The sequence below is a fragment of the Pseudoalteromonas sp. P1-8 genome (genome assembly GCF_001399985.1).
Lineage (GTDB): Bacteria > Pseudomonadota > Gammaproteobacteria > Enterobacterales > Alteromonadaceae > Pseudoalteromonas.
In genome coordinates this window covers 298,382-320,892 of record NZ_LJSO01000003.1, presented here as the reverse complement: position 1 = coordinate 320,892, position 22,511 = coordinate 298,382, and the positions used below count along the sequence as shown (strand labels likewise).

Annotated in this window: 19 protein-coding genes, 1 tRNA gene and 1 pseudogene; 9 read left to right on the top strand and 12 right to left on the bottom strand. The window is 41.0% G+C overall.

Annotated features, from left to right (window positions below):
- Positions 1–3: 3 nt before the first annotated feature.
- From nusA to AN213_RS06830, 3 genes are all read right to left on the bottom strand, one after another.
- On the bottom strand, positions 4–1,503 hold the full coding sequence (gene nusA / locus AN213_RS06840) for a transcription termination factor NusA (protein ID WP_055198036.1): 1,500 nt from the start codon (positions 1,501–1,503) through the stop codon (positions 4–6).
- A gap of 38 nt (positions 1,504–1,541) precedes the next feature.
- Positions 1,542–1,997 (bottom strand): ribosome maturation factor RimP, encoded by a 456-nt coding sequence (gene rimP, locus AN213_RS06835; protein ID WP_054562099.1) that lies wholly within the window; start codon positions 1,995–1,997, stop codon positions 1,542–1,544.
- A gap of 289 nt (positions 1,998–2,286) precedes the next feature.
- A tRNA-Met gene (locus AN213_RS06830) sits at positions 2,287–2,363 on the bottom strand.
- Positions 2,364–2,606: 243 nt separating this feature from the next.
- Here AN213_RS06830 and AN213_RS06825 point away from each other — a divergent pair.
- On the top strand, positions 2,607–3,068 hold the full coding sequence (locus AN213_RS06825; protein ID WP_055021725.1) for a globin: 462 nt from the start codon (positions 2,607–2,609) through the stop codon (positions 3,066–3,068).
- Here the strand turns inward: AN213_RS06825 and AN213_RS06820 are convergent.
- The gene (locus AN213_RS06820) at positions 3,063–3,836 is read right to left on the bottom strand and encodes a DUF4124 domain-containing protein (protein ID WP_055198034.1); all 774 of its coding nucleotides are present in this window, start codon (positions 3,834–3,836) and stop codon (positions 3,063–3,065) included. The genes AN213_RS06825 and AN213_RS06820 overlap by 6 nt on opposite strands.
- Positions 3,837–3,964: 128 nt before the next feature.
- On the opposite strand from AN213_RS06820, the gene AN213_RS06815 reads away from it, so the two are divergent.
- The 4 genes from AN213_RS06815 (at position 3,965) to AN213_RS06800 (ending at position 8,351) form a co-directional block, all read left to right on the top strand.
- On the top strand, positions 3,965–5,515 hold the full coding sequence (locus AN213_RS06815) for a cryptochrome/photolyase family protein (RefSeq protein ID WP_173637074.1): 1,551 nt from the start codon (positions 3,965–3,967) through the stop codon (positions 5,513–5,515).
- 117 nt (positions 5,516–5,632) lie between these two features.
- Entirely contained in the window at positions 5,633–6,646 is a 1,014-nt protein-coding gene (locus AN213_RS06810) for a hypothetical protein (protein WP_055021727.1), read from the top strand.
- 17 nt (positions 6,647–6,663) lie between these two features.
- Positions 6,664–7,830 carry a peptidyl-prolyl cis-trans isomerase gene (locus tag AN213_RS06805; protein WP_235576264.1) on the top strand — a complete coding sequence of 389 codons (1,167 nt, stop codon included), beginning with the start codon at positions 6,664–6,666 and terminating at the stop codon, positions 7,828–7,830.
- Positions 7,827–8,351 (top strand): hypothetical protein, encoded by a 525-nt coding sequence (locus AN213_RS06800; protein ID WP_055198033.1) that lies wholly within the window; start codon positions 7,827–7,829, stop codon positions 8,349–8,351. The genes AN213_RS06805 and AN213_RS06800 overlap by 4 nt, the downstream gene beginning before the upstream one ends.
- Before the next feature lie 39 nt (positions 8,352–8,390).
- Here AN213_RS06800 and AN213_RS06795 read toward each other — a convergent pair whose 3' ends face one another.
- Positions 8,391–8,837, bottom strand: coding sequence for an Hsp20 family protein (locus AN213_RS06795; RefSeq protein WP_054562102.1), 447 nt, complete (start codon positions 8,835–8,837; stop codon positions 8,391–8,393).
- Between the two features lie 330 nt (positions 8,838–9,167).
- Between AN213_RS06795 and AN213_RS06790 the strand changes: the two genes are divergently transcribed.
- The 3 genes from AN213_RS06790 (at position 9,168) to AN213_RS06780 (ending at position 11,962) form a co-directional block, all read left to right on the top strand.
- Entirely contained in the window at positions 9,168–9,626 is a 459-nt protein-coding gene (locus tag AN213_RS06790; RefSeq protein WP_235576265.1) for a TlpA disulfide reductase family protein, read from the top strand.
- 110 nt (positions 9,627–9,736) lie between these two features.
- Complete coding sequence (locus AN213_RS06785) at positions 9,737–10,000, top strand: GrxA family glutaredoxin (protein ID WP_054553185.1); 264 nt, start codon at positions 9,737–9,739, stop codon at positions 9,998–10,000.
- Positions 10,001–10,147: 147 nt separating this feature from the next.
- On the top strand, positions 10,148–11,962 hold the full coding sequence (locus AN213_RS06780; RefSeq protein ID WP_055198031.1) for a DEAD/DEAH box helicase: 1,815 nt from the start codon (positions 10,148–10,150) through the stop codon (positions 11,960–11,962).
- Positions 11,963–12,130: 168 nt separating this feature from the next.
- On the opposite strand, the gene AN213_RS06775 is transcribed toward AN213_RS06780, so the two are convergent.
- Positions 12,131–12,571: a hypothetical protein gene (locus AN213_RS06775; RefSeq protein WP_055198029.1), complete on the bottom strand. Its 441-nt coding sequence runs from the start codon at positions 12,569–12,571 to the stop codon at positions 12,131–12,133.
- Positions 12,572–12,660: 89 nt separating this feature from the next.
- Between AN213_RS06775 and AN213_RS06770 the strand changes: the two genes are divergently transcribed.
- Positions 12,661–13,455 (top strand): hypothetical protein, encoded by a 795-nt coding sequence (locus tag AN213_RS06770; protein WP_055198027.1) that lies wholly within the window; start codon positions 12,661–12,663, stop codon positions 13,453–13,455.
- Between the two features lie 53 nt (positions 13,456–13,508).
- Here the strand turns inward: AN213_RS06770 and AN213_RS06765 are convergent, their stop codons facing one another.
- The 6 genes and pseudogenes from AN213_RS06765 to AN213_RS06740 form a co-directional block, all read right to left on the bottom strand.
- Entirely contained in the window at positions 13,509–15,068 is a 1,560-nt protein-coding gene (locus AN213_RS06765; RefSeq protein ID WP_055198025.1) for an AbgT family transporter, read from the bottom strand.
- A 148-nt stretch (positions 15,069–15,216) separates the two neighbouring features.
- Entirely contained in the window at positions 15,217–15,495 is a 279-nt protein-coding gene (locus AN213_RS06760; protein WP_054553188.1) for a YfcL family protein, read from the bottom strand.
- A 2-nt stretch (positions 15,496–15,497) separates the two neighbouring features.
- The gene (locus AN213_RS06755) at positions 15,498–16,640 is read right to left on the bottom strand and encodes an ATP-NAD kinase family protein (RefSeq protein ID WP_055198023.1); all 1,143 of its coding nucleotides are present in this window, start codon (positions 16,638–16,640) and stop codon (positions 15,498–15,500) included.
- A complete protein-coding gene (locus AN213_RS06750; protein WP_054562343.1) occupies positions 16,630–17,199 on the bottom strand; it encodes an elongation factor P hydroxylase in 570 nt (189 codons plus the stop codon). The genes AN213_RS06755 and AN213_RS06750 overlap by 11 nt, the downstream gene beginning before the upstream one ends.
- A 90-nt stretch (positions 17,200–17,289) precedes the next feature.
- Positions 17,290–20,466 (bottom strand): HD domain-containing phosphohydrolase, encoded by a 3,177-nt coding sequence (locus AN213_RS06745; protein ID WP_055198021.1) that lies wholly within the window; start codon positions 20,464–20,466, stop codon positions 17,290–17,292.
- A gap of 122 nt (positions 20,467–20,588) precedes the next feature.
- Positions 20,589–22,181, bottom strand: a pseudogene (locus tag AN213_RS06740) (HD-GYP domain-containing protein); the annotation flags it as partial.
- Between the last annotated feature and the right edge of the window lie 330 nt (positions 22,182–22,511).

The following is a 22,511-nucleotide window of genomic DNA, read 5'->3' as shown; positions in this document are numbered from 1 at the left end:
AAATTACTCGTCTGCGAACCAACAAATGTTACGCGCAGCCATAATCAGCTTGCCAGCTTCTTCTTCTGAAAGTTCAGTGATGTCTACTAAATCATCAATGCCTTGCTCAGCTAAGTCTTCAAGTGTTACTACACCTTTACTTGCCATAACAAATGCAAGGTGACGCTCTAAGCCTTCAAGCGCTAGTAGGTCTTCTGCAGGTTCTGCACCTTCTAGGCTTTCTTCAGTTTTAAGCGCTTTCGTTGTTAATGCGTCTTTTGCACGTGAACGTAAGATATCAACTGTTTCTTCATCTAAACCGTCAATTTCTAAGAATTCTGATGCAGGTACGTAAGCCACTTCTTCAAGTGTTGAGAAACCTTCGTTGATAAGTAAAGTTGCAAACTCATCATCGATATCTAAGTATTCAGTGAATAAGTTGATTAGCTTATCTGATTCAGCTTCGTTCTTCGCACGCATGTCATCAACTGTCATTACGTTTAATTCCCAACCAGTTAACTGGCTAGCAAGACGAACGTTTTGACCATTACGACCGATTGCTTGTGCTAGGTTATCGGCTTCAACAGCGATATCCATTGAATGTGTATCTTCGTCCATTACGATTGACGCAACTTCTGCTGGTGCCATTGCATTGATAACGAATTGCGCTGGGTTGTCATCGTAAAGAACGATATCAACACGCTCACCACCAAGCTCAGTTGAAACTGCTTGTACACGTGCACCACGCATACCAACACACGCACCTACTGGGTCGATACGTTTGTCGTTAGATTTTACCGCGATTTTTGCACGAGAACCTGGATCACGTGCAGCTGCACGTAGTTCAATCATCTCTTCGCCAATCTCTGGCACCTCAATGCGGAAAAGTTCCATTAGCATTTCTGGCTTAGAACGCGTTACAAATAACTGCGCGCCACGTGCTTCTGGCTTAACTTCGTAAAGAAGACCACGGATACGGTCACCTGGACGGAAGTTTTCACGCGGTAACATATCATCACGGTAGATAACCGCTTCAGCATTGTTACCAAGGTCAAGTACGATTGCATCACGGGTTGCTTTTTTAACAACACCTGTTACTAATTCGCCTTGTTGATCTTTGTATTCTTCAACCACTAATGCACGCTCAGCTTCACGTACTTTTTGTACGATAACTTGCTTAGCCATTTGTGTTGTAATACGGTCAAACTTGATTGACTCAATTTGTTCTTCAACGTAATCACCTAATTGTAGGCTTTCGTCTTCAACCTGAGCCGCTTCAAGTGTGATTTCGCTGTAAGGGTTTTCTAAAGAACCATCTTCAAGAACTTCAGCAATCTTCCAACGACGGAATGTGTCGTAATCACCTGTTTTACGGTCGATTGATACGCGAACTTCGATTTCGCCATCGTGTTTTTTCTTTGTTGCAGTCGCTAATGCGAACTCTAACGCTTCAAAAATCTTTTCTTTTGGAACCGCTTTCTCATTGGAGACGGCTTCAGCAACCAATAATATTTCTTTTGCCATGGGTTATGCCTCGCTTGCCCTATTCCTTCGCACTCGAATTAAAACTTTGCGATGATGTTCGCACGTTCAATGTTACTAAGCATAATCATATGCTCAGCGCCATCTGCTGAAAGTGTGATCATATCACTGCTAACTGATACTAAATCGCCTTTAAAGTTACGACGACCATCTTGCGGAAGCTTTGTACGCACGCGTACTTCTTCTCCTTGCGCCTTCTCGTAGTGATCTTGTTTGAATAATGGACGATCAACACCAGGAGACGAAACTTCCAAATCATATTCATTTGTAATTGGGTCTTCGACGTCTAAAATTGCGCTAACTTGACGACTAACGTCGGCACAATTGTCAACCGTAATCCCTGCATCGTGATCGATATAAACACGTAATGTAGAGTGGCGACCAGCTTGCACAAACTCAAGACCATGTAACTCAAAGCCTAACATTTCAACGGCCGGTGAGAGCATGGCTACTAAATCTTGCTCAAGTTTTGTCACGAAAATCCTCCATACAAACAAAAAAAGGGCATATAGCCCTGAAATACTGAGTTTAATAATGATTTAAAATCACCGCCAAGCAGATACAACAACGCCCCGAACCAAGCGGGGCGTCACACCTAAAGCATAAAACTGTGTGGCCTAGGGCCAAGCTTGGTTGCGAGTCAGTCACCTGACTAAATTAAACTAGATAGCCTAAACGCAAAACGCGCATTACCAGAATGCGCGACTTCATACAGTAAAAATTACTGTGCATACTAAGTACACTTACAATGCCTTAGCATGTATTTGGTTGCGGGAGCCGGATTTGAACCGACGACCTTCGGGTTATGAGCCCGACGAGCTACCAGGCTGCTCCATCCCGCGCCAATAGATATTAAAAGTAACTTAATATCATTTAATCGAGTGTTAAACACCTCAATTCAATGGCGGCTATTATAAGCATGTAGCGCTCAATTAGCAACCTTCCTACATGAATTAGTTAGACTATTTTTTGCCTAAAAATTTTATGACAACCTTGTCATAAAATTTCCCATAACTGAAAATTCTCGTCTATATTTAGTCATATAATAAGAACAACCTATAGCCTTGGCTATTAAGCGATTTACTATGAGTCTATCTTCATTTCAAAAAAGACTGTTACTACAAGATATTGAATTGCTAAAACCGGATTTCCATCAGTTTACAAGCGCATATCATCGCAGTCTTAGTACTCGTCAATTAACCATGACAGTGCCTGAGCAAGAAAGCATAACTAAGCGCAGCTATATTCTTTACTGTGCGCTCAACAAAGTAGTAAGCCACCTCGATGACTTACAGCAAGTCACGCCGTTTATTCATTATTTAGCGAATAATTTGAGCTTTTTAAACGTGTCATTTGAAGATATCGATACCCTTTGCGATGCCTTTATTGATACGCGCAAATCGTATATTCACCACATTAGTGCGCAATTACATCAAGCTTGGCTGCAAGCTACGAGAATATTTGCCAACATCGTAAAAAGTTACTTGTTTGCTTATTCAAATGTGGTGTCGTTTAGCGCCTATTGCCCAGCACGCTTAAGCTCATAGTTTGGTCAATTCGCTGTTGAGCCTATCTATTTGTTTTTGTTCAATGGCGATTAAGGTGTTAAAACGACTCGTTAAAGCTGTCATTTTGTCAGCTAGTGCGTTATCGCTATTCGCATCAGCTAAATTACGAGGGCGGCTACTTAGTTGTTGCTCAAGCTCTGACATTTGCATGTTTAACTCACTTTGATAAGTATCTATTTTATTTTCATGCTCTGAAATTTTACGCATAATTTGTTTTGAGCGAATAAAACTAGCAACCTCATTATTAGCAACCGTATTTGCAGATGAAGTTAAAGTGTATTTTTCAGCCGTGAGTCTATCAATACTGCGCTGCTCACTGTCGATAAGCACGCCGTAACGCTCAGATACTGCTGTCATTTGTTTGGCGATTGCAGCTTGTTTTTTAGCCCCCACCAAGTTACGTAGCTGAGCATCTGATTGCTCAGTTAAAGCCACTATCTCCCTGTCCATTTTGAGCTTGAATGTGTCAATTTTATTGTTATGCTCTGCTATTTGCGCATCGATTTGCTTTAAGCGGATATAACGGTCGACCTCGGCGGTATCTTTACCTGCTGATGCTTGTGCAGCATTATCTGACGCGCCCGAAAGGTGTGGATTTTGTTCTTTAATGGTAATCAACTTTGCATCTTTGCCACAGGGCTGTTGGCTAAATTCAGCAACACCGTTTTTCTCACAGTGATAAACAGTGCTGTGGCCCAAAGGGCAAACTAACAGGCTTATAAATAGTAAATGTAAGTTAATTTTCATCTCGACCCTTCCTTAGTAGTGACTCATTAAAAATGCCACTAATGTACCTTTTATAGACTATATTTATCGATCTATCTTTGTGATTGCTTCGTAGTTACCTAGATTACTTGCGGCAAAGGCTATTAGAAGTGCAATACACCACCTTAAGATTTATTTTTGGCGATCAACTTAATGCAAGCCACAGCTGGTTTAAAGAAAAATCACAACCAGACACGCTGTATGTCATCGCCGAATTAAAACAAGAAACCAACTACGTAAAGCACCACCTGCAAAAAGTGGTCGCCTTCTTTGCTGCAATGGAAAACTTTGCTAATGCACTGACAAAAGCGAATTTAAACTGCCTGCATCTGACACTCGATGACACACAAGATGATGACTCACTACCAGAGCTACTTACCCGGTTAGCTAAGCATTATCAATGCCAGAACATTGAGTACCAATACCCAGACGAATATCGCCTTAAAAAGCAACTTGCAGACTTTTCACAGCAGAGTGAATTTGATGTCAATGCAGTTGATTCGGAACACTTTCTACTACCTTTTAATGATATTGACCAGCACTTTAAGCCAAATAAGCCGGTAAAAATGGAGTTTTTTTATCGTGCTATGCGCAAACGTTTTAATATTTTAATGGACGATGATAATCAACCTCGTGGTGGCAAATGGAATTTTGATCAGCAAAATAGAAACAAGTTAAAACCCAGCGATCTTAAAGAAATCCCAGAACCTTTATGTTTCGGTCACGATGTTAGCAACATCCTTAAACGAGTAGAAATGCACAAACTAAACACCTTTGGTGAGTGCAGCGATACGTTAATTTGGCCAACCACACGCGCTGAAGCAAAGCAGTTACTCGATTTTTTTTGCGATCATTTACTGGTTCATTTTGGTCAGTTTCAGGATGCTATGACATGTCAGTCCCAGTACCAATGGTCTTTGTATCACAGCCGTTTATCGTTTGCCCTTAATACTAAAATGCTGCACCCGATGCAGGTCATCGAGCAAGTGTTAGCTAGCTTTGATAAGCAACCTATTGATATTGCGCAAGTTGAAGGCTTTATCAGGCAAATTCTCGGTTGGCGCGAGTATGTACGTGGTATTTATTGGCAAAATATGCCTGATTACGCCAGCAAAAATGCCTTAAATGCAAAGCGCCCCCTACCCGACTATTTTTGGCATGGCAAAACAAACATGAATTGTATGCACCATGCCATTACACAAAGCCTGCAGACAGCTTATGCACACCACATACAACGTTTGATGATCACGGGTAACTTTTGCTTATTAACCGCTATTGAGCCAAGTGAAGTAGATGAATGGTATTTAGGTATTTATATCGACGCCATAGAATGGGTAGAAATGCCCAACACTCGGGGAATGAGCCAATTTGCTGACGGGGGCTTAATTGCCACTAAGCCCTATGCAGCCAGTGGAAATTACATCAACAAAATGAGTGATTACTGCAAACATTGTAGCTACAACATTAAAGAAAAAGCCACTGAGGATGCTTGCCCATTCAACAGCCTATATTGGCATTTTATGTTAGAGCACGAACAACAGCTATCACAAAACCCACGTATCGGTATGATTTATAAAAACTGGTATAAACAGGATGAATCTGTACAGCAAGCCACTCTCAAACGGGCTAACTGGTGCTTGGATAATTTAGAAAAACTGTAATGACAAAGTACCATATTGGGTAAACTTGTTAATTAAATGTTTAATTATTTTGTCACTCTAGTGTAATCACGCTCTTTTTTAATAGCGCTGCATATTAAATAACACTTTGAGGACACAATGAAAAAAACACTTATTAGCGCAGCGTTTTTAGTTGCATGCAGCAGTAACGTACATGCGTTTAGTCAAGAAACCCACAAACGTATAGTGATTGATGCCGTTAACTACATGCAACAACACCCAAGCACAACACAATACGCTGCGTTAGTCAGCTATGCTCAGCAAAATAATATGACTGTCACTCAACTTGGCGAGCTACTTGGGCAAGCAGCCTATGACGTCGATGATTTTGAGGACACTTTTTTTTGTGGTGCTATTACAGGTTCTTGCGTTCAAGCACCAGTTTGGGGTGCTGCGGAAAGTATTGTGAAATACACCAGTTATTGGCACTTTCAAAATCACACGCAAGGTGCTGATCAACATGGCAACGACTTTGGCGGCTACAACTATCAAAGTCTAACAGTATGGGGAGCGGTTGATAATCTCGCAGCGACATGGCTCAAAGGTGATTACCTTGATGATGGTAAAGGTGGTGAAACAGGCTGGTTCAATGCTGACTCTTCAAAATATAATAGCTATGGCGTTACTGAAGCTCATTACCGTATAGATAGCCAATCAAGTTACAGCATGTATGATGACTTTGAGGATATGCCATTCCAACCTATCGATAACTTAGGGCAGTACTGGTATCAAAGTTACTTACAAAGCGGTAATCCACAGATTTTAGGTTTTGTATTTCACACCACCGATTTACTCCAACCTCATCATACTTGGACAACCTCCGATTTAAATCACTCAAGCTGGGAAAGTTGGGTGAATGATTATTACGACCAAGAAAACCTCAACGATCCAGCCCTTGTTACACAAGCTATGACGACCTTTGCGGCATTAGATACACAATCAACTGATGTACGCCCTTTGTTAACCCAAGGTGGCGCATTTTCGTATGCTCAAGGTGGGATCGTGTTAAATTCAGAAGATCATTACGACCGACTCGATACTGCAAAACAAGTGGTTCCTCATGCGATTGCGATGGTGGTTCACCTACTTAATCATGCCATGGTTGCTCGATAATGCGTGGGCTTTACATTTTGACAGCACTGCTAGGTTTGCTTTTTAGCAACCTAGCAGTTGCTGCGTTTAATCAATACACGGAATCTGAAATTGATCTCATGTGGCAGGTCTACAAAGAGCAAAGCCCTGATATTAGCAAACAGCAAACACGTGCACGTCTATACGAGAATCAATTTTTACTTGAGTACGCACAGAAAAACATGCCAGAGCTTGTAGAGCGCCAAGCGAGTGTTGGCTTTTCAACTCATTACCATGTAATGCGCTACTTAGATAATCTGTTTATTCATCAGCTAAATCTTACCGATAAACCTGCCACAACTGGGCTTAAACCATTTGATCAACACTGGTTGAAAATCAACTTAGGGCAATACCCGCTGAATGGTCAGTACAGTGATGCCCAAATCAAACAATTCAATGCTATTAAACTCAATTTGTTTGAAAACTCAATGACGCTGTACGAATTTATGGCGCCTCTTTCTATGCAGACTCGCTTTCGTTTGCATCAAGGGGATAGCGACTTGTTCAAAACCGAAATTTTAAAACATCGACAATTTATTTTGCATTTAAAGCAAGCTGACACAGTCTTACAAACACAGCAACTTTCGCTACCCCATCTTTATTCTATAGCCAAGGGCGATATCTTAAGACCTTCGATTCAAAGCTGGTTAGGCATAAAAGGTATTATGCATGTTGATAGTCCTGTGTTAACTAGCTTAGAAAACACGGTAACTGGCACCGAAATCCAGCAATATTACCAGCAACACAAAGAACGATTTCATTATCTAAAATCGGTTAAGGCCCATGGCGGCGAATTTACCGATAGAGAGGCGGCGTTAGCATTTAGAAAGCAAGCAGAATCAAGCTCGATACAACACGCACTAAAGCAATTAAATCAGCCCGATATTTACGCTCAATATAAAAACCACTTAACCCGAGAGCAAAAACGAAATTGGGCAGTACAATTAGCATTCACACAAAAACCTCAACAATTGAGTGAAGTAATACGCTCACCGAATGGTTTATGGGTAGTAGTAATGAGCTACGATCATACTTTTGGCTACTTTAGCGCAAATGACGAAACCGTTCGCTATCAAGCTAAAAAGGCCATCGCAATTGAAAAAGCCAAAAGCAGCTATCAACAAAAATGGCTGGCTTGGCAAACACACCATGGCGTTAAGCTATGAAATGGTTAGCTTTAGCACTCATGGTACTGTCCAGCGCTGCCGTTGTTATTCATCTGCAAACTCACCCTATTAGTTTAGCACCTGCTGAAAAAGTACCGGTGTCCGTTGAGGTTGAAAAAACAGATGTTCATGATCAGCAAGCACTGACCAGCACGCTCGAAAAGCAAGCCCACCCAGCTACAGAGCAAATCGAAAATGCCAGCATTAAAGCGATAATCACAACACCTGATTATATAGCCCCTATTGCAAAGCAAACCCTGCAAGCAAAGCGGTTTACAGGTGATCTTAATGATCACAAAGCGTATCAGACATATCATCAAGCGCAGCAAACTGAACTAGAACTTCGCTTTATTGATGCCGCAGAGAGTAAAATTGCTACTCTCGAATCCCTTCTAGAACGTGGTAAGCAAGCGGGGTTGTCAGAAGATAAGCTTAATGAAGCCGAAGATAAAATTGCGGCTTTAAAGACGATGCAAGCAGAATTAGTTGCTAAGCATAACGAAAAAAGCCGCCTCAAATGAGGCGGCAAAACTAACTAGGGGAAACAATGCTGTTGGTAATTACTTGTTTTCGAGTAATTTACCATTACCGATTTCGATTTTACGTGGTTTTAAAGCTTCTGGAATTTCACGCTCTAAATCGATACTTAGTAAACCATTTTCAAGGTCAGCGCCAAGCACTTTAACGTGGTCACCTAATTGGAACTTACGCTCAAAGTTACGCTCTGCAATGCCTTGGTGAATGAACTTACGTTCAGCATTATCTTGTTTATCAGCTTTAGTACCGCTGACTTTCAATGTATTGTTTTCTGACTCAATGGTCAATTCACTGTCACTAAAACCTGCTACAGCCATAGTGATACGATATTTGTCTTTATCGAGTGCTTCGATGTTGTACGGAGGAAAACTTGGCTGCTTGTCTGTGCGAGCTGCCGCATCCATTAATGATGCTAAATGATCGAAACCGATGAATGAACGATAAAGTGGTGATAAGTCTACTGTACGCATAATTATATCCTCATATTTAAGCGATATTTTGTTAGTACTCTTCTATTGAACCAGTGCTAGCAAAGTTAAATTAATACTATATATTTCAATTACTTTAGTTTGTTTGGGACCCATCAGGCGTCCTCACTAAACTATCTATGGGCGGGTAAAATCTTTTCAAGATTTTTAGCAAAAAAAAATTGTAATTTTTTTAAATCAATTGAAATTTTAACCCCCTCAAACTGGTCTGAATTAGTTGATTTTAAAGGGCTAACAACGTACAAAATAACAATGAAAAAAAATCCAACTTTTTTAAAAAAATTTATCAATGTGCTAAAAAATGTCGTGTTAATGGCAGTCGTTGTGTATGCCGTGACCGCATTTCAGCAACGTAATTTACTCTCAACTGATAAAACTCCTGCCCCCTATTTTAATTTAGCCACGCTAAAAAACCCGACAGAGCGGATGACCATTGCACAATTACAAGGAAAGCAAACAGTGGTGTATTTCTTTGCGCCTTGGTGCTCAATTTGTCGTTACAGTATGCCAAATTTAGAAAAGGCTCATCAGCAAGGTAAGTTAAATGCCATAGCAATTGCCCTTGATTACCAAAACATTACTGAAGTTAAACAGTTTACCGATTCACTCGAATTAACAATGCCGGTGTTACTTGGCAGTAAAAGTACAGGTCAAGATTATAAAATCAGTGCCTACCCAACTTATTATGTTATTGATGAGCAATTGGCCATTACTGCGCATTCTATGGGTTACTCAACAGAACTTGGCCTTAGGATGCGCACACTTGATTAGCTCAATCGCTTTTAGTGAGAAAAAACAGAATAGTGCAATCGATTTTATGCGCTGTTTTTATTCATTTAATCCGTTAAGATGATAAACACATTCAAATCGAGGAGAGCGATATGTTAACTGTAATTTTTGGCCGTGAAGGCTGCCCATACTGTGTTCGTGCAAAAGACGTTGCTGAAAAACTAGCAAATGAGCGTGACGATTTTAAATACCGTTATATCGACATCATTAAAGAAGGCATCAGCAAAGCAGATTTAGAACAGTCTGCAGGCAAACCTTGCCCAACCGTACCACAGATTTTTATTGACCAAGCCCACATTGGTGGCTTCACTGAATTCGAAGCATACGCTAAAGAAAATTTAGGGTTATATCAATAAATTGTAAACGTGGTTGATTTTGGTAACTTTAAACTGATTAAATTATGACCAACATCAACCACATACAAATTAGTTGTAATTTATACAAGCAATTGCATTGTATTTCCTATACAATGCGCGCCTCTTTAAATTCGTTGAGGCGTATTAATGTCAGAACCAGTCACGTTTGAATCTCTAAATCTTTCTCCTGCAATCCTTAAAGCAGTTGAAGAGTTGGGTTACAAGACTCCATCTGAAATCCAAGCTCAATGTATACCGTTATTGCTAGAAAGAAAGGACGTACTGGGACTAGCGCAAACGGGTACAGGTAAAACAGCAGCATTTGCACTGCCGTTACTAAATAATATTGACCCGTCTGTGAAGCAGCCACAGATCCTTGTTTTAACGCCTACGCGTGAACTTGCGATCCAAGTAGCTGAGGCATTCGAACAATATGCTAAGCATACTCGTGGTGTTGAAGTTTTAGCCCTTTATGGTGGCCAAAGCTATAGCATCCAACTAAGTGCACTTCGTCGTGGCGCGCAAATCATTGTTGCAACGCCAGGTCGCTTAATTGACCACATTAACCGTGGCACAATCAAGTTTGAGAGCTTACAAGCCCTTGTTCTTGATGAAGCAGACGAAATGTTACGCATGGGCTTCATTGATGATGTAGAAAGCATCATGGAGAAAACGCCACGTGAAAAGCAAACATGTCTTTTCTCTGCGACCATGCCTAAGCAAATTCAAAATATCAGCAGCAAGTACATGAATGAGCCTGAGCAAGTTCATATTTCTGCGCGTAACTCAACTGTATCAACGGTTGAGCAAGTATTTTGGAATGCACACGTACACAAAAACAAAGCAATCGTTCGCTTCTTAGAAGCAGAACAATACGATGGTGCAATTGTTTTCGTACGTACACGTAACGACACGGTACAGTTAGCTGAATTACTTGAGCGCGAAGGTTTCTCTGCGGCACCACTTAATGGTGACATGAACCAACAAGCACGTGAACGCACAGTAGATCGTTTGAAAAACGGCCTAGTTGATATCGTTATTGCAACAGACGTTGCTGCACGTGGCCTTGATGTAGACCGTTTAAGCTTAGTAATTAACTACGATATCCCACAAGATTCAGAAGCCTACGTTCACCGTATTGGTCGTACTGGTCGAGCGGGTCGTACTGGTAAAGCGATTCTTTTCGTAAAACATAACGAGCGTTATTTACTTAAAAATATCATTCGTCATACGAAATCTGATATCGCACAAGTTGATTTGCCAACTGCAAAAGTAGTTGAAGAAAAGCGTATTAAAGCGCTTCAAGACAAACTAACGATTGCTCTTGAAAACAAAGACATCACTTTCTTTAATCAAGTTGCTGCTAACATGGCAGAGAAACTTGAGCTAAGTACTGAAGATTTAGCAGGTGCATTACTTTGTTTAGCGCAGCAACAATCACCAATCAAGGTTGAAGAAGTTAAAGTTCAACCACGTGGCGAACGCAATGAGCGTCGTCGCAACGAACGTGGTGATCGAGCTGATCGTGGCGACCGTCAAGGACGCGAGCGTAAACCTCGTGAGCCGCGTGAGCGCAATAGCCGCAGCATGGGTCCTATGGATACTTACCGTATCGAAGTAGGTCGTGAGCACGGTGTACAAGTTAAAAATATCGTTGGTGCGATTGCTAACGAAGCTGATATCTCAAGCAAATTCATTGGTGATATCCGCTTACATGACAATCACAGTACGGTACAGTTACCACAGAACATGCCAAAAGATGTGCTTGATCACTTCCAAAAGGTATTTATCTGTAAACGTCCGATGAATATGACGCTAACGCAAGACCAAGGTCCTGCGGCTCCTCGCTCTGAGCGCCCAAGTGGTGATCGTGGCGACAAAAAGCGTAACTTCAAAGACCGTGGTGAAAAACGTGGTGGCCCTCGTAAAGAGCGTCGTCCAGTGAGCTTCACTGCGAACTAATCGAAGCAGTAAGCTGTAAGCAGTAAGCTGTAAGCTGTAAGCAGTAAGCTGTAAGCTGTAAGCAATAAAAAACCTTGTCATGAGAGTGACAAGGTTTTTTTGTGTCTGTTGTAAAGCTGTCAACATTAATAATGTCATAACTGCCACTGTTATTTAATCTATGTTCTGCTAATCAGAACTCAAAGCTCTATCAGTGGAAGTAAAATAACTAAGACCATAAAAAGTTATAACAAGCCCGACCGCTGCTAGTAAATCTTTTAACACCGAGTATTCTAAATAAGATGCGGCGCTAAAACCATTTCCCGCCACTAACCTGTATATGGATAATATTGAGATTAAAGCAATTGGAAGTTGAACTATAAATATGTTTACGGAATATATCTTTTTTCTTTTTAAAAATAAAAAGAGTAATACGATAAAAAAATATAAAGAAAAAATCATGGCTAAATCATGAAAAAACAAAACGATGTAATTAACCCCTCCATCTTCGGCAATAATGATATTATCCACATATTCAAGTGTACTTATCACATCAAAAGACAGACTCAAACCCCAAACTAATAAAATTCCTATAAACAGTGAGATTGATCCATTAATAATATTTGACATGTGCACCCCTTTCAGCTTTATTAAGGTTGTTTACAAAATAACCAACAAATCAGGAAATGTAAACAATTATAAAATAAAGGAATAAAAAAATGAAAAATTATATATCTTCTCTACTCTTATTAGCTTTTCTTTCTCCGGCGATAGCTGCTAATGAATATGTATTAGAAATTTGCGATAATTGCAGTAGTTATGAAATGCAAAACCAAGCCTTTCAGCATAGGGCATTAAATAAAACAGTAGAAGTTCAAGTTGTAAACCCTGAAAATGGAAATGTTAGTGCGTTTAGAGTTAAATCAATTTCTGAGCCTGGATTTGAAACTGTAGATATTTTTCCTGCTCAAATCAGAAATGAAGTTTTGGTAGCTGCGATCGAAGCTAAAGCTGAACTCGATAGTATTAAAGAAAAGACAAATGCTAATCCAGATTTAGTGACAAAAGCAAGAAGGCTTTATGACTTCCCATCCTATGCCCGATTAAATTTAGAAAAAATACCTGTAACTGTAGTGAGCAGCGCAAGAGAAATTGCTTTAGGGAATATTCATCATATTGCTGTCAGCCAGTATCTTGATGATCAAATAGGTGTCCCTAGCAACCTTAAAGATTTAATTGTTACTTTAACATTAACTTACACCATCACTTTTTTTGAAGATGGCTCAGTAATGTTATTTATACCTAAGCCATGGTCTACAATAAAGTGGGAAGTTTTTGGGGGGACAATACTTGATGGTAACGGCAATGTATTGAGTATATCAGGTGGTTCATCAAGTAGTGGGGGCTCATCAAATACTTCAGGTTCAAACGGTACTTCAACAATAGTGATTTCTAGTGGAACTGAATGGTGTTTTGTACAACAAGGTCACCCAACATACTGTTGGATGGAATAACTCTTAAACAACCTCATTAAATTTTTTCAATGAGGTTGTTTAAATTATAAAAGTTATGAGCCGATGGCTGGGTATGCGTAGCTTGATTGAAGACCTAGTGGAATGCCTAAGCCCCAGTACGCAAGTAAGAAGATACTCCAACCGATTAAGAAGGCGATTGAGTAAGGTAACATCATCGCAATTAAAGTGCCGATACCGGTGCCTTTTACATACTTTTGACAGTACACAACAACCAGTGGGAAGTATGGCATTAGTGGCGTGATGATATTTGAGCTTGAGTCACCTACACGGTAGGCTGCTTGCGTTAAATCAGGTGAAATACCCAGTTGCATAAGCATAGGTACAAAGATTGGCCCTAATAGCGCCCATTTTGCTGAGCTTGAGCCAACAAATAGATTCACAAACGCGGTTAAAAAGATAATACCTACCACAGTGACTGAGCTTGGCAGTGCCATTGCTTTTAACAGCTCTGCACCTTCAATCGCAAGTAATGCACCTAGGTTTGATTTACTAAATGCAGCAATAAATAACGCACAGAAGAACGCCATAACAATATAGTAAGCCATACCACTCATCGCTTTACTCATTGCATCTATCATATCTTTAGAGCTTTTGAAGGTACCCACTGCAAAACCGTAAACTGCACCAGGGATCCAAAACAGTAAGAAGATAAGAGGCACAATTGATTGCATTAACGGCGAGCGGAAATTAGTTAGCGAGCCATCACCGCTTCGCATTGCAGAGTCTGCCGGGGCCGAAACAAACCAAAGTAAAGCAAGGCCTGCAATCATCACTGTGCTTGCAATATAAAACGCACGTTTTTCATCACTGCGCGCTTCATCAAATGCAGGTAGGTCTTCTGTATCACCATCAAGTGGTGTGTTCTGTAAACGCGGCTCGATGATTTTATCTGTGATATACCAGCCTAATAAGATAATAAATAAGCTTGAAGCAGAGGTGAAAAACCAGTTATTAAGCGGATTAATCGCCATATCAGGATTAATAATTTGTGCTGCACTTTGGGTAAAGCTTTGCAGTAACGGATCAATCCCTGACGGAATAAAGTTTGCGCTAAAGCCACCACTTACCCCAGCAAACGCAGCTGCAATACCAGCTAGCGGATGACGCCCCATCGCATAGAAGATAACTCCAGCAAGTGGGATAACTAGTACGTAACCGGCATCAGTTGCGGTATGGCTAACAATCGCCACTAAAATAATAGACGGTGTTAAAAGCTGCTTAGGCGTTACTTTTAACATTAATTTAAGGCCGGTATTGATAAAGCCAGAATGTTCAGCAACACCAACACCTAACATAGCAACCAGCACTACACCAAGCGGCGCAAAGCCAGTGAAGGTTTTCACCATCGAAGATAAGAAGGTAGCAAGGGAGTCCCCTGCTAATAGGTTATTTACAACGATGGCTTCGCCAGTGCGCGGGTCGATTGCATCAAATGTAGTGCCCGAGAAAAGCCAAGATAAAAACCAAATAAGTAGCATGGCGACTAAGAATATAATCGCCGGATCAGGTAGCTTGTTACCTACCCTTTCTATGGTATTTAGAAAACGTGCGATTGCACCACTTGGTGCCTGCACATCATTATTGTTATTCATTTTCAAATTCCCTGGAAAAATATCTCGTTAACCTTAACGTATCTAACTACTAAGGTAAATTTTAAGTTAATGGAATTACCTGATAAAGGTAAAGTGATAATGTAAAAAAAGCGACACAGGTCGCTTTACAGAATTTTATTTAATTAGATTAAGCTGCAAGAGCTTTAACTTCATCCCATAGGCGCACAACAAGCTCTTTATCTTCTTCGTTTAGCTCACCGTTGCGATAAGCTTTAACTAGGCTAGATTCAACTTGATTATTTAACTCATCAATCGATAAGTTTAATTCTTCTACTTGTGCATAGCCTACAGCTAAGTCAAAGTGACCACGCAAATAACCACCAGCAAATAGCTCGTCGTCAGTTGCTTTATCAACTAAATCATCAAAATATTGCTGCGCTGCATCAATATAACTTACTAAACTCATTGTTACTTCTCCTCTGGGTGCAGCCCATCTTGATGACCCACTGCATACATAATATGGTCATTGAAACCTGTGGTTACGCGAATATAACCACTTAATTCATCGTCTAACTCACTATCACCCGTATCGGCAATCAGTGGTCGGCCATTCAAGGCCTGTAATTTAGTTTTAGTGGCTACAACAATAATATTATCACGGCCAATAGCACGAATAAGTGCAGGGCTTAATTGCTGATTACCTCGGCCGAAGATATGGCCTTGGCCACCAATTAAGGTGATCACCAATTTGGTTTCTTTACCTTGTGTGAGTTCAAGTAATTGCTGAGCAGTTAAATCCTGCGCGATAAGCTCTTGGTCTGCCACTAAGTCTACACCCAGCAAGGTATTTTCAAGACCCATTTCTTCCATAATTGCCGCGACTGTAGAACCACTGCCCATCACATATAAGCAGTCTTCATCCATTTCACTAACAACATAGGCAGCTATATCGGCAAGCACTAATTCATCGGTTTCTTTACCGCCATTTTTCACTGCCTGTACATATCGTACTTCACTAGGCACTTGCATTTCACCATAGCGCTTAGCTTTTACCGTGCCCTCGCGAAATGCCTCTTCGTCGATATCCATCACATCAGCATCACCAAGGCTTACAAGTTCACCTTTAACTAGCATCTCAACAACACGCCCAGCTGCTTTTGGGGTAATAGCATAAACCCCAGAATGAATTTTACAGCCTGCAGGAATACCTAATACAGGAGTGCTATCGCCAACCGCATGGCATATATTGCGGGCAGTACCATCGCCACCCGCAAATAAAATAAGGTCGACACCTTGCTCAACTAGTAGCTTGGCAGCCTGCTCTGTGTCATCTGGGGTGGTGATATCGTTTGTTTGGTAAATAACTTGGCTTTGAAAGCCTAGTTGCTTTGCCGTTTGCTCGCCCATTTCACCGTTTACAGTGTAAATGATTAAGTCATCTTGATGGGCAAGCAGCACTTCAAGTGCCGCTCGGGTGCGTAAGTTTGCTTTTGGCTCAGCACCAAGTTGCATTGCTTTTGCGGCGGTATCTGCGCCATCACTGCCCTTTAGTGCGACACTGCCACCTAAGCCGGCAACCGGATTTACAATCAAACCTAATTTAAACTGCATCAGATAAAGCTCCTGGGTTGCCATGAAAATCGCGCTGCCACGTAAACTGAGCAGCCGATAGTGGCCATGGGGTTTTATAGAAATCACTCAATGCTTTAAGAAGTGCTGTCGTGCGCTGATTAAAGCCAGATGCTAAAAAGCTCAACACTTGCTGGTGAACTCGCGCTTGAAAATCGAATCGACAGGTTTGCTCGCCATTTAAATTATCAACCGATACATTAAAATCAAAACCTGCTGCAGTACTGAGCGCCCACTCTATAGCTTGGGGCTTTACTTCAACTGCTTCAAATTCAGCTTGCTGGTGCTTATCACGACCATCTGGGCAATACCAATAGCCATAATCTTCTTTTAACCGACGTGCCTCACCAGCCACCAGCCAATGGGCAATTTCGTGTAAAGCACTGGCATAAAAACCGTGGGCAAACACAATTTGGTGATAAGGCGTTTGCTCATCAGCAGGCAGGTAAATAGGTTCATCATCACCCTTTATCAAACGCGTGTTATGGCTTTGATAAAAGGTGCTTTCAAAAATAGCGATTAAGTCAGCAATTTGATGCATACGGCTTGAATTCATCTCGTTAAAAGCGTCACTAAAAACGAGGCGAATTGTACGGACTTTTCACTCTAAAGTAAAAGCAACCGCCCTCAGTTACAGGTATTTTGCGATATCAACATCATCGATTTGCTCTGGGTTTAAATAGCGTTTTGCATATTCAAGGTAAATACCTGATGTTAAAAATAATTTGAACACATCTTGATCAACATGCTGATCGGCTACCATCTTGGCTAAAATATCAATGGCAACACTGAGTGGCTTGGCTTTTTTATAAGGTCTATCGGCAGCGGTTAATGCTTCGAAGATATCAGCCAGCACTAGCACACGCTCAGGTATCGATAAATCATCTGCAGATAACTTACGCGGATACCCCGTGCCTTTTAGAGTTTCGTGATGGGTCGAGGCATAACGTGGCACCCGTGCTAACTCTTCAGGGAACGGCACATTATCGAGCATTCGAATGGTACTGATAATATGCTCATTAATTTTAAAGCGATCTTCATTTGTTAACGTACCGCGCTGAATTTGCAAGTTATACAGCTCACCTAGATTATACTTGTATTCAGGAATGCTTACTTTAATGCCTAAGCGCTCGTCATACTCAATAGGTTTATCATGGGTGATCAGATGTTCTGGCTTATCTGAAAGTAGCTTTTCAGTAACAGGCAACTGCTCATCATTACTATGAACGCGTAGTTCTTCAACTGGCGAAAGGCCTATTTTATCGTCAAAATGTCGCTGCCAAGTTATGTTACTGAGCGCCTCTAAACGCTTAAGGCTTGCTTCATCCATAAACTCGCCACCCACATTGCACGCAGCGATAAACGAAAAATCACTGCGTAATTGTGCTTGGCGTTTGCCAAGCTCGGCCTCAAGCTCAGGTTGCTTTTCTGGTGAGCTTTGCAACGCTTTTAAATAAGCGATTTCTGCATCTCGCCATAGCACTTCAAAACGTGTGCGCACTTCATGAATACGGTTATAAATGGTTTCTAACTTAGTGCCTTTGTCGACGATATGCTCTGGGGTGGTGATTTTACCGCAGTCATGTAGCCAAGCCGCGAGGCTAAACTCTCTTAACTCGTCTTTATTTTTAAAGGCAAACTCTTTAAAAGCGTGTTCATTGGAACTTGAAGCCGCTTGGGCCAACATAATGCCCAGTTCTGGTACTCGTTCGCAGTGCCCTGCTGTGTAGGGCGATTTATCATCGATGGCCTGCGCAATAAGCTCAATAAATGATTCCATTAAGGCTTTTTGATTTTGCTCATGCTGCTGAATAGATTGACTCATTTGCACCATAGAGGTGGCCAGGTTATTGATTTCTTTAATACTGCTTTTTAACGTTGAAACTTGGTCAAACTGACGCCGCTTTATCTTTAAGTTTTCGCCCTCTAAGGTCTTAATAGGTGCAACAATGGGTGAGGCAAAAAACCACGACACCGGCAATACCATAATTAAGCATGCGGCAGTGATAAAAATAGAGAGCTTAATTTTCTCACGGGTAGAGCTTAGTACCCCCTCTTTCGGCACTACTATCGCTAAGTAATCGCTATTAATGCCCCCTTCTGAAAGCGGAGTGATATACACGTACTTTTCAATGCCATTTAGGGTCATCAAACGTAAATGGGCAAAGTTTGTTTCATCTGTAATTAAAGTTAAAAACTCAGGATATGGCACAGTGCCAATAACTTGTGTTTGCTGACTGGCATCGCTCCCTAACCATTTTCGCTCGAGTGCCGCAATGTACGAATTTGGCAACTGAGTAATTGCCATATCAATTAAGTCTTTAAGCGCTGCATCCTCTGGATGAAACAATAAATGCAGGGTATCGGGTAGTAGATCGTGGCTATAACTATCAAGCTGATTGTACTGAATACCATCAATAAAAAACTGCTTTTGGGTGTACTTGAATACCGCCTCGTTATCTAAACCAGCATAGACGCGCCCTTGGCTTACTGCATCAAGCACCGCTTTAGTACTCGGTAGCTCAACAATATCGATGTCGGGAAAGTGCTCTTTGATCACTTTAATCACCGACCAGCCCTCGCCTATAGCCAACTGTTTGCCTGCTAACTGCTTCATAGTAACAATTGGTGTGGACCCTTTTGCTGTAATGATACTGAACGGTAAGGTCGCCATAGTTTGGCTCATAAGACCAAGCGGCTCATTGGCAGGCGTTTTAAAAATAGGCTGAATAATGTCTATTTCATCTTTTGCAAATTGGCTTAAAAACTCAGCCCAGGTAAAGCCATTAATAAAAGTCACCTTAATTCCAAGTAACTCAGCCAAACCATTAATATAATCAATGCTATAGCCTTTTGGGTTTCCGCCAACACTAAAGTCCATTGGTGGCCAATTGGTTTCGTTAGAAACACTTAAATAAGGGTACTTCGCCAATACACTTTGCTGATCTTCAGTAAGAGGCAGTTTTTCAAGCCTTGGCAATAGTAAGCCATTTTTTTGTTGGTTAGAGGCAACAATTTCACCTTCTTTATTGTAAATATACAGCTCACTTAAATACTGACTGCTCATTTTACTTTGCTGTTTACTTAAATACTCAGAGATGCTCGATAAGCTCACGTCTAACGCCAATACACTGTTTTCTCTTGCCGACTTTATCGAATAGGTTTGCCCGGGAGCTTGTAGGTGGGTGAAAAAATACGGCTTGGTTTTATTGACTCGGGTCGAGTTTGCTTGCTTAAACCACAAACGCTCTCGCGGATCATAGCTGGTACTCTTTGTTTGAGAGATACGCAAATTAAATTGCTGATCAAAGTAATGAGTATGCTGAACACGCTCAGCCCCTTCGCCGGTAATGTGGATCACGACCCAGCGATCTGCTTCGATGGCTTGCAACTGCTGGCGAACAATTTCACTACTTTCTAAATTAATTAATTCATAAAAGTCACCATTTTCATAGCCGACATATAAGGCATAAAACAATGGATTGAGCTGCATGATTTCGCTCATGACATCTCTCAGTTCACTTTTATCTTCGCTGTCGGCGCTGATAAGGCTGCTGTTTTGTACCATCACACTTAATGTGTTTTCTGACTTTTCATTCACCCCAGTAAGGTAATCAGCAACGGAGCCGGTGGCTAAATTAAAGTTTTTAACACTGGCTTCTAAAGCCATTTTTTCACTGAAATAATATTGCAGGCTAATTGCAATCAGGGCTGTTAATGAGGTGGCTAATACGAACACCGCGACAACGGTAAGACGAATCGAGAAACGAATTTTTTGTTTAAGTTTTTGAAAAGCAGATACCAGCACTTATGCATCTCCTTGCAATGCTTTGTTCGTAAATAATATTAGCTTGTATAATCTTTATACACCAATAACTTTGTATTACAAACAAAAACACTGCAATATTAGCCTAAAGCATAAGCAAATAATTATCTTAGATATTTTTGAATATCGACCGAATCGATTTGCGACTCATGTAAAAACTGTTTTGCATATTTTAGGTATATGCCTGAAGTTAAAAAGAGCTCAAATACGTCACGGTCAATGTGATCGTCATCGACCATTTTCGCTAAAATATCAATAGCAACACTCAGAGGTTTCGCTTTTTTATAAGGTCTATCTGCTGCGGTTAATGCTTCGAAGATGTCAGCAAGTACTAACACACGTTCAGGTATTGATAACTGCTCAGCGGTTAATTTTCGTGGATAACCGGTGCCTTTTAAGGTTTCGTGGTGGGTTGACGCATAACGCGGAACTCTCGCTAATTCTTTAGGGAATGGCACACTTCCAAGCATACGAATTGTGCTGATCACATGCTCATTGATCTTAAATCGGTCTTCCGCTGTTAACGTGCCCCGTGCAACCGACAAGTTATACACTTCGCCAAGGTTATATTTATACTCAGGAATGACCATATTAATGCCCAAACTCTCTGGGTACTCAACGGCTTTTTCGTGTGGAATTAAATCACTTGGCTTATCGCTTAGCAGTGACTCTTCGACAGGTAAATGCTGATTCTTCAAATCAGCCATACGCATTTCTTCAAGGGGCGATAAACCTAAACTAGCGTCAAAATGACGCTGCCACTTAATGCTAGCAACCTCATGTAAACGAGACAGCTGCTCTTCATCCATAAACTCACCACCAATATTACAGGCAGCAATAAAGCTAAAGTCTGCGTGTAACTTTTCAGTTTGTTGCTCAAGCTTTTGCTCAAGCACAGATTGCTGCTCTGGGTGCGCTAATAGTTGCTCATAGTAAGCAATTTTTGCATCACGCAGCAGCACTTCAAACCGGGTGCGTACTTCATGAATACGGTTATAAATGGTTTCGAGCTTAGTGCCTTTATCAACAATATGCTCTGGTGTGGTGATTTTACCGCAATCGTGCAACCACGCTGCTAAACGAAACTCGCGTCGCTCATCAGGGGTTTTAAAGCTGAACTCAGAAAACGCCTCATCTGTTGAACCAGATGCTGCATCAGCAAGCCAAATACCCAGCTCTGGCACCCGCTCACAATGCCCTGCCGTATAGGGAGATTTATCATCAATGGCTTGCGCAATAAGCTCAACAAAGGACTCCATCAGCGCTTTTTGAGAATCTTCATGTTGCTCAATGGAGCGACTCATATCGACCATCGAACTAGCTAAATAATGAATTTCTAAAATATGGCTCGAAAGCGTTGATACCTCATTGTAATCGCGCTGTTGAATTTTTTTATTCTCACCCACTAGTTTAAGTATTGGATTAACGATTGAAGAGGCAAAAAACCAAGAAACGGGCAGCAGCAAGAGTAAAAATAAACCCGTGACTAAAATTGAAATTCGTATTTTTTCTTTAATTACCGCTAACACATCATCTTTAGATACCAGTACTGTAAAATAATCCACTTCATCAGATTGCATATCGCTACTGAGCGGCAGAGGCAGCACAAACATGTACTTTTCTATCCCCTTTTCATGGACGCTCAGCATTTTACCAAATTGATGCGCTTTATTGGCAAGCCCTGATTGCTGCTCATCTAATTTAACTAACTGGGATAAATCAGCAAAACTATGCTGATGGCTTTGATTTTTACTGCTCGCAATAATCTCGCCATCACCCCGATAAACATACATTTCACTTTCAACTAAGTGCTTCATTTTAGTTTGTTGTGCGGTTAAGAAGTGATTCAAACTTGCACTGGCAATATCAATCGCTAATACATCGCCTGTTTGCGCTGATTTAATTGCATAGGTATAACCTGGTACATCAAATACGTTAAACACGTACTGCTCAGTTTTCGTCACCGAAGTACTGATTGCATCCTGAAACCAAACACGGGTGCGCGGGTCGTAATCTGTCGCTTTAAT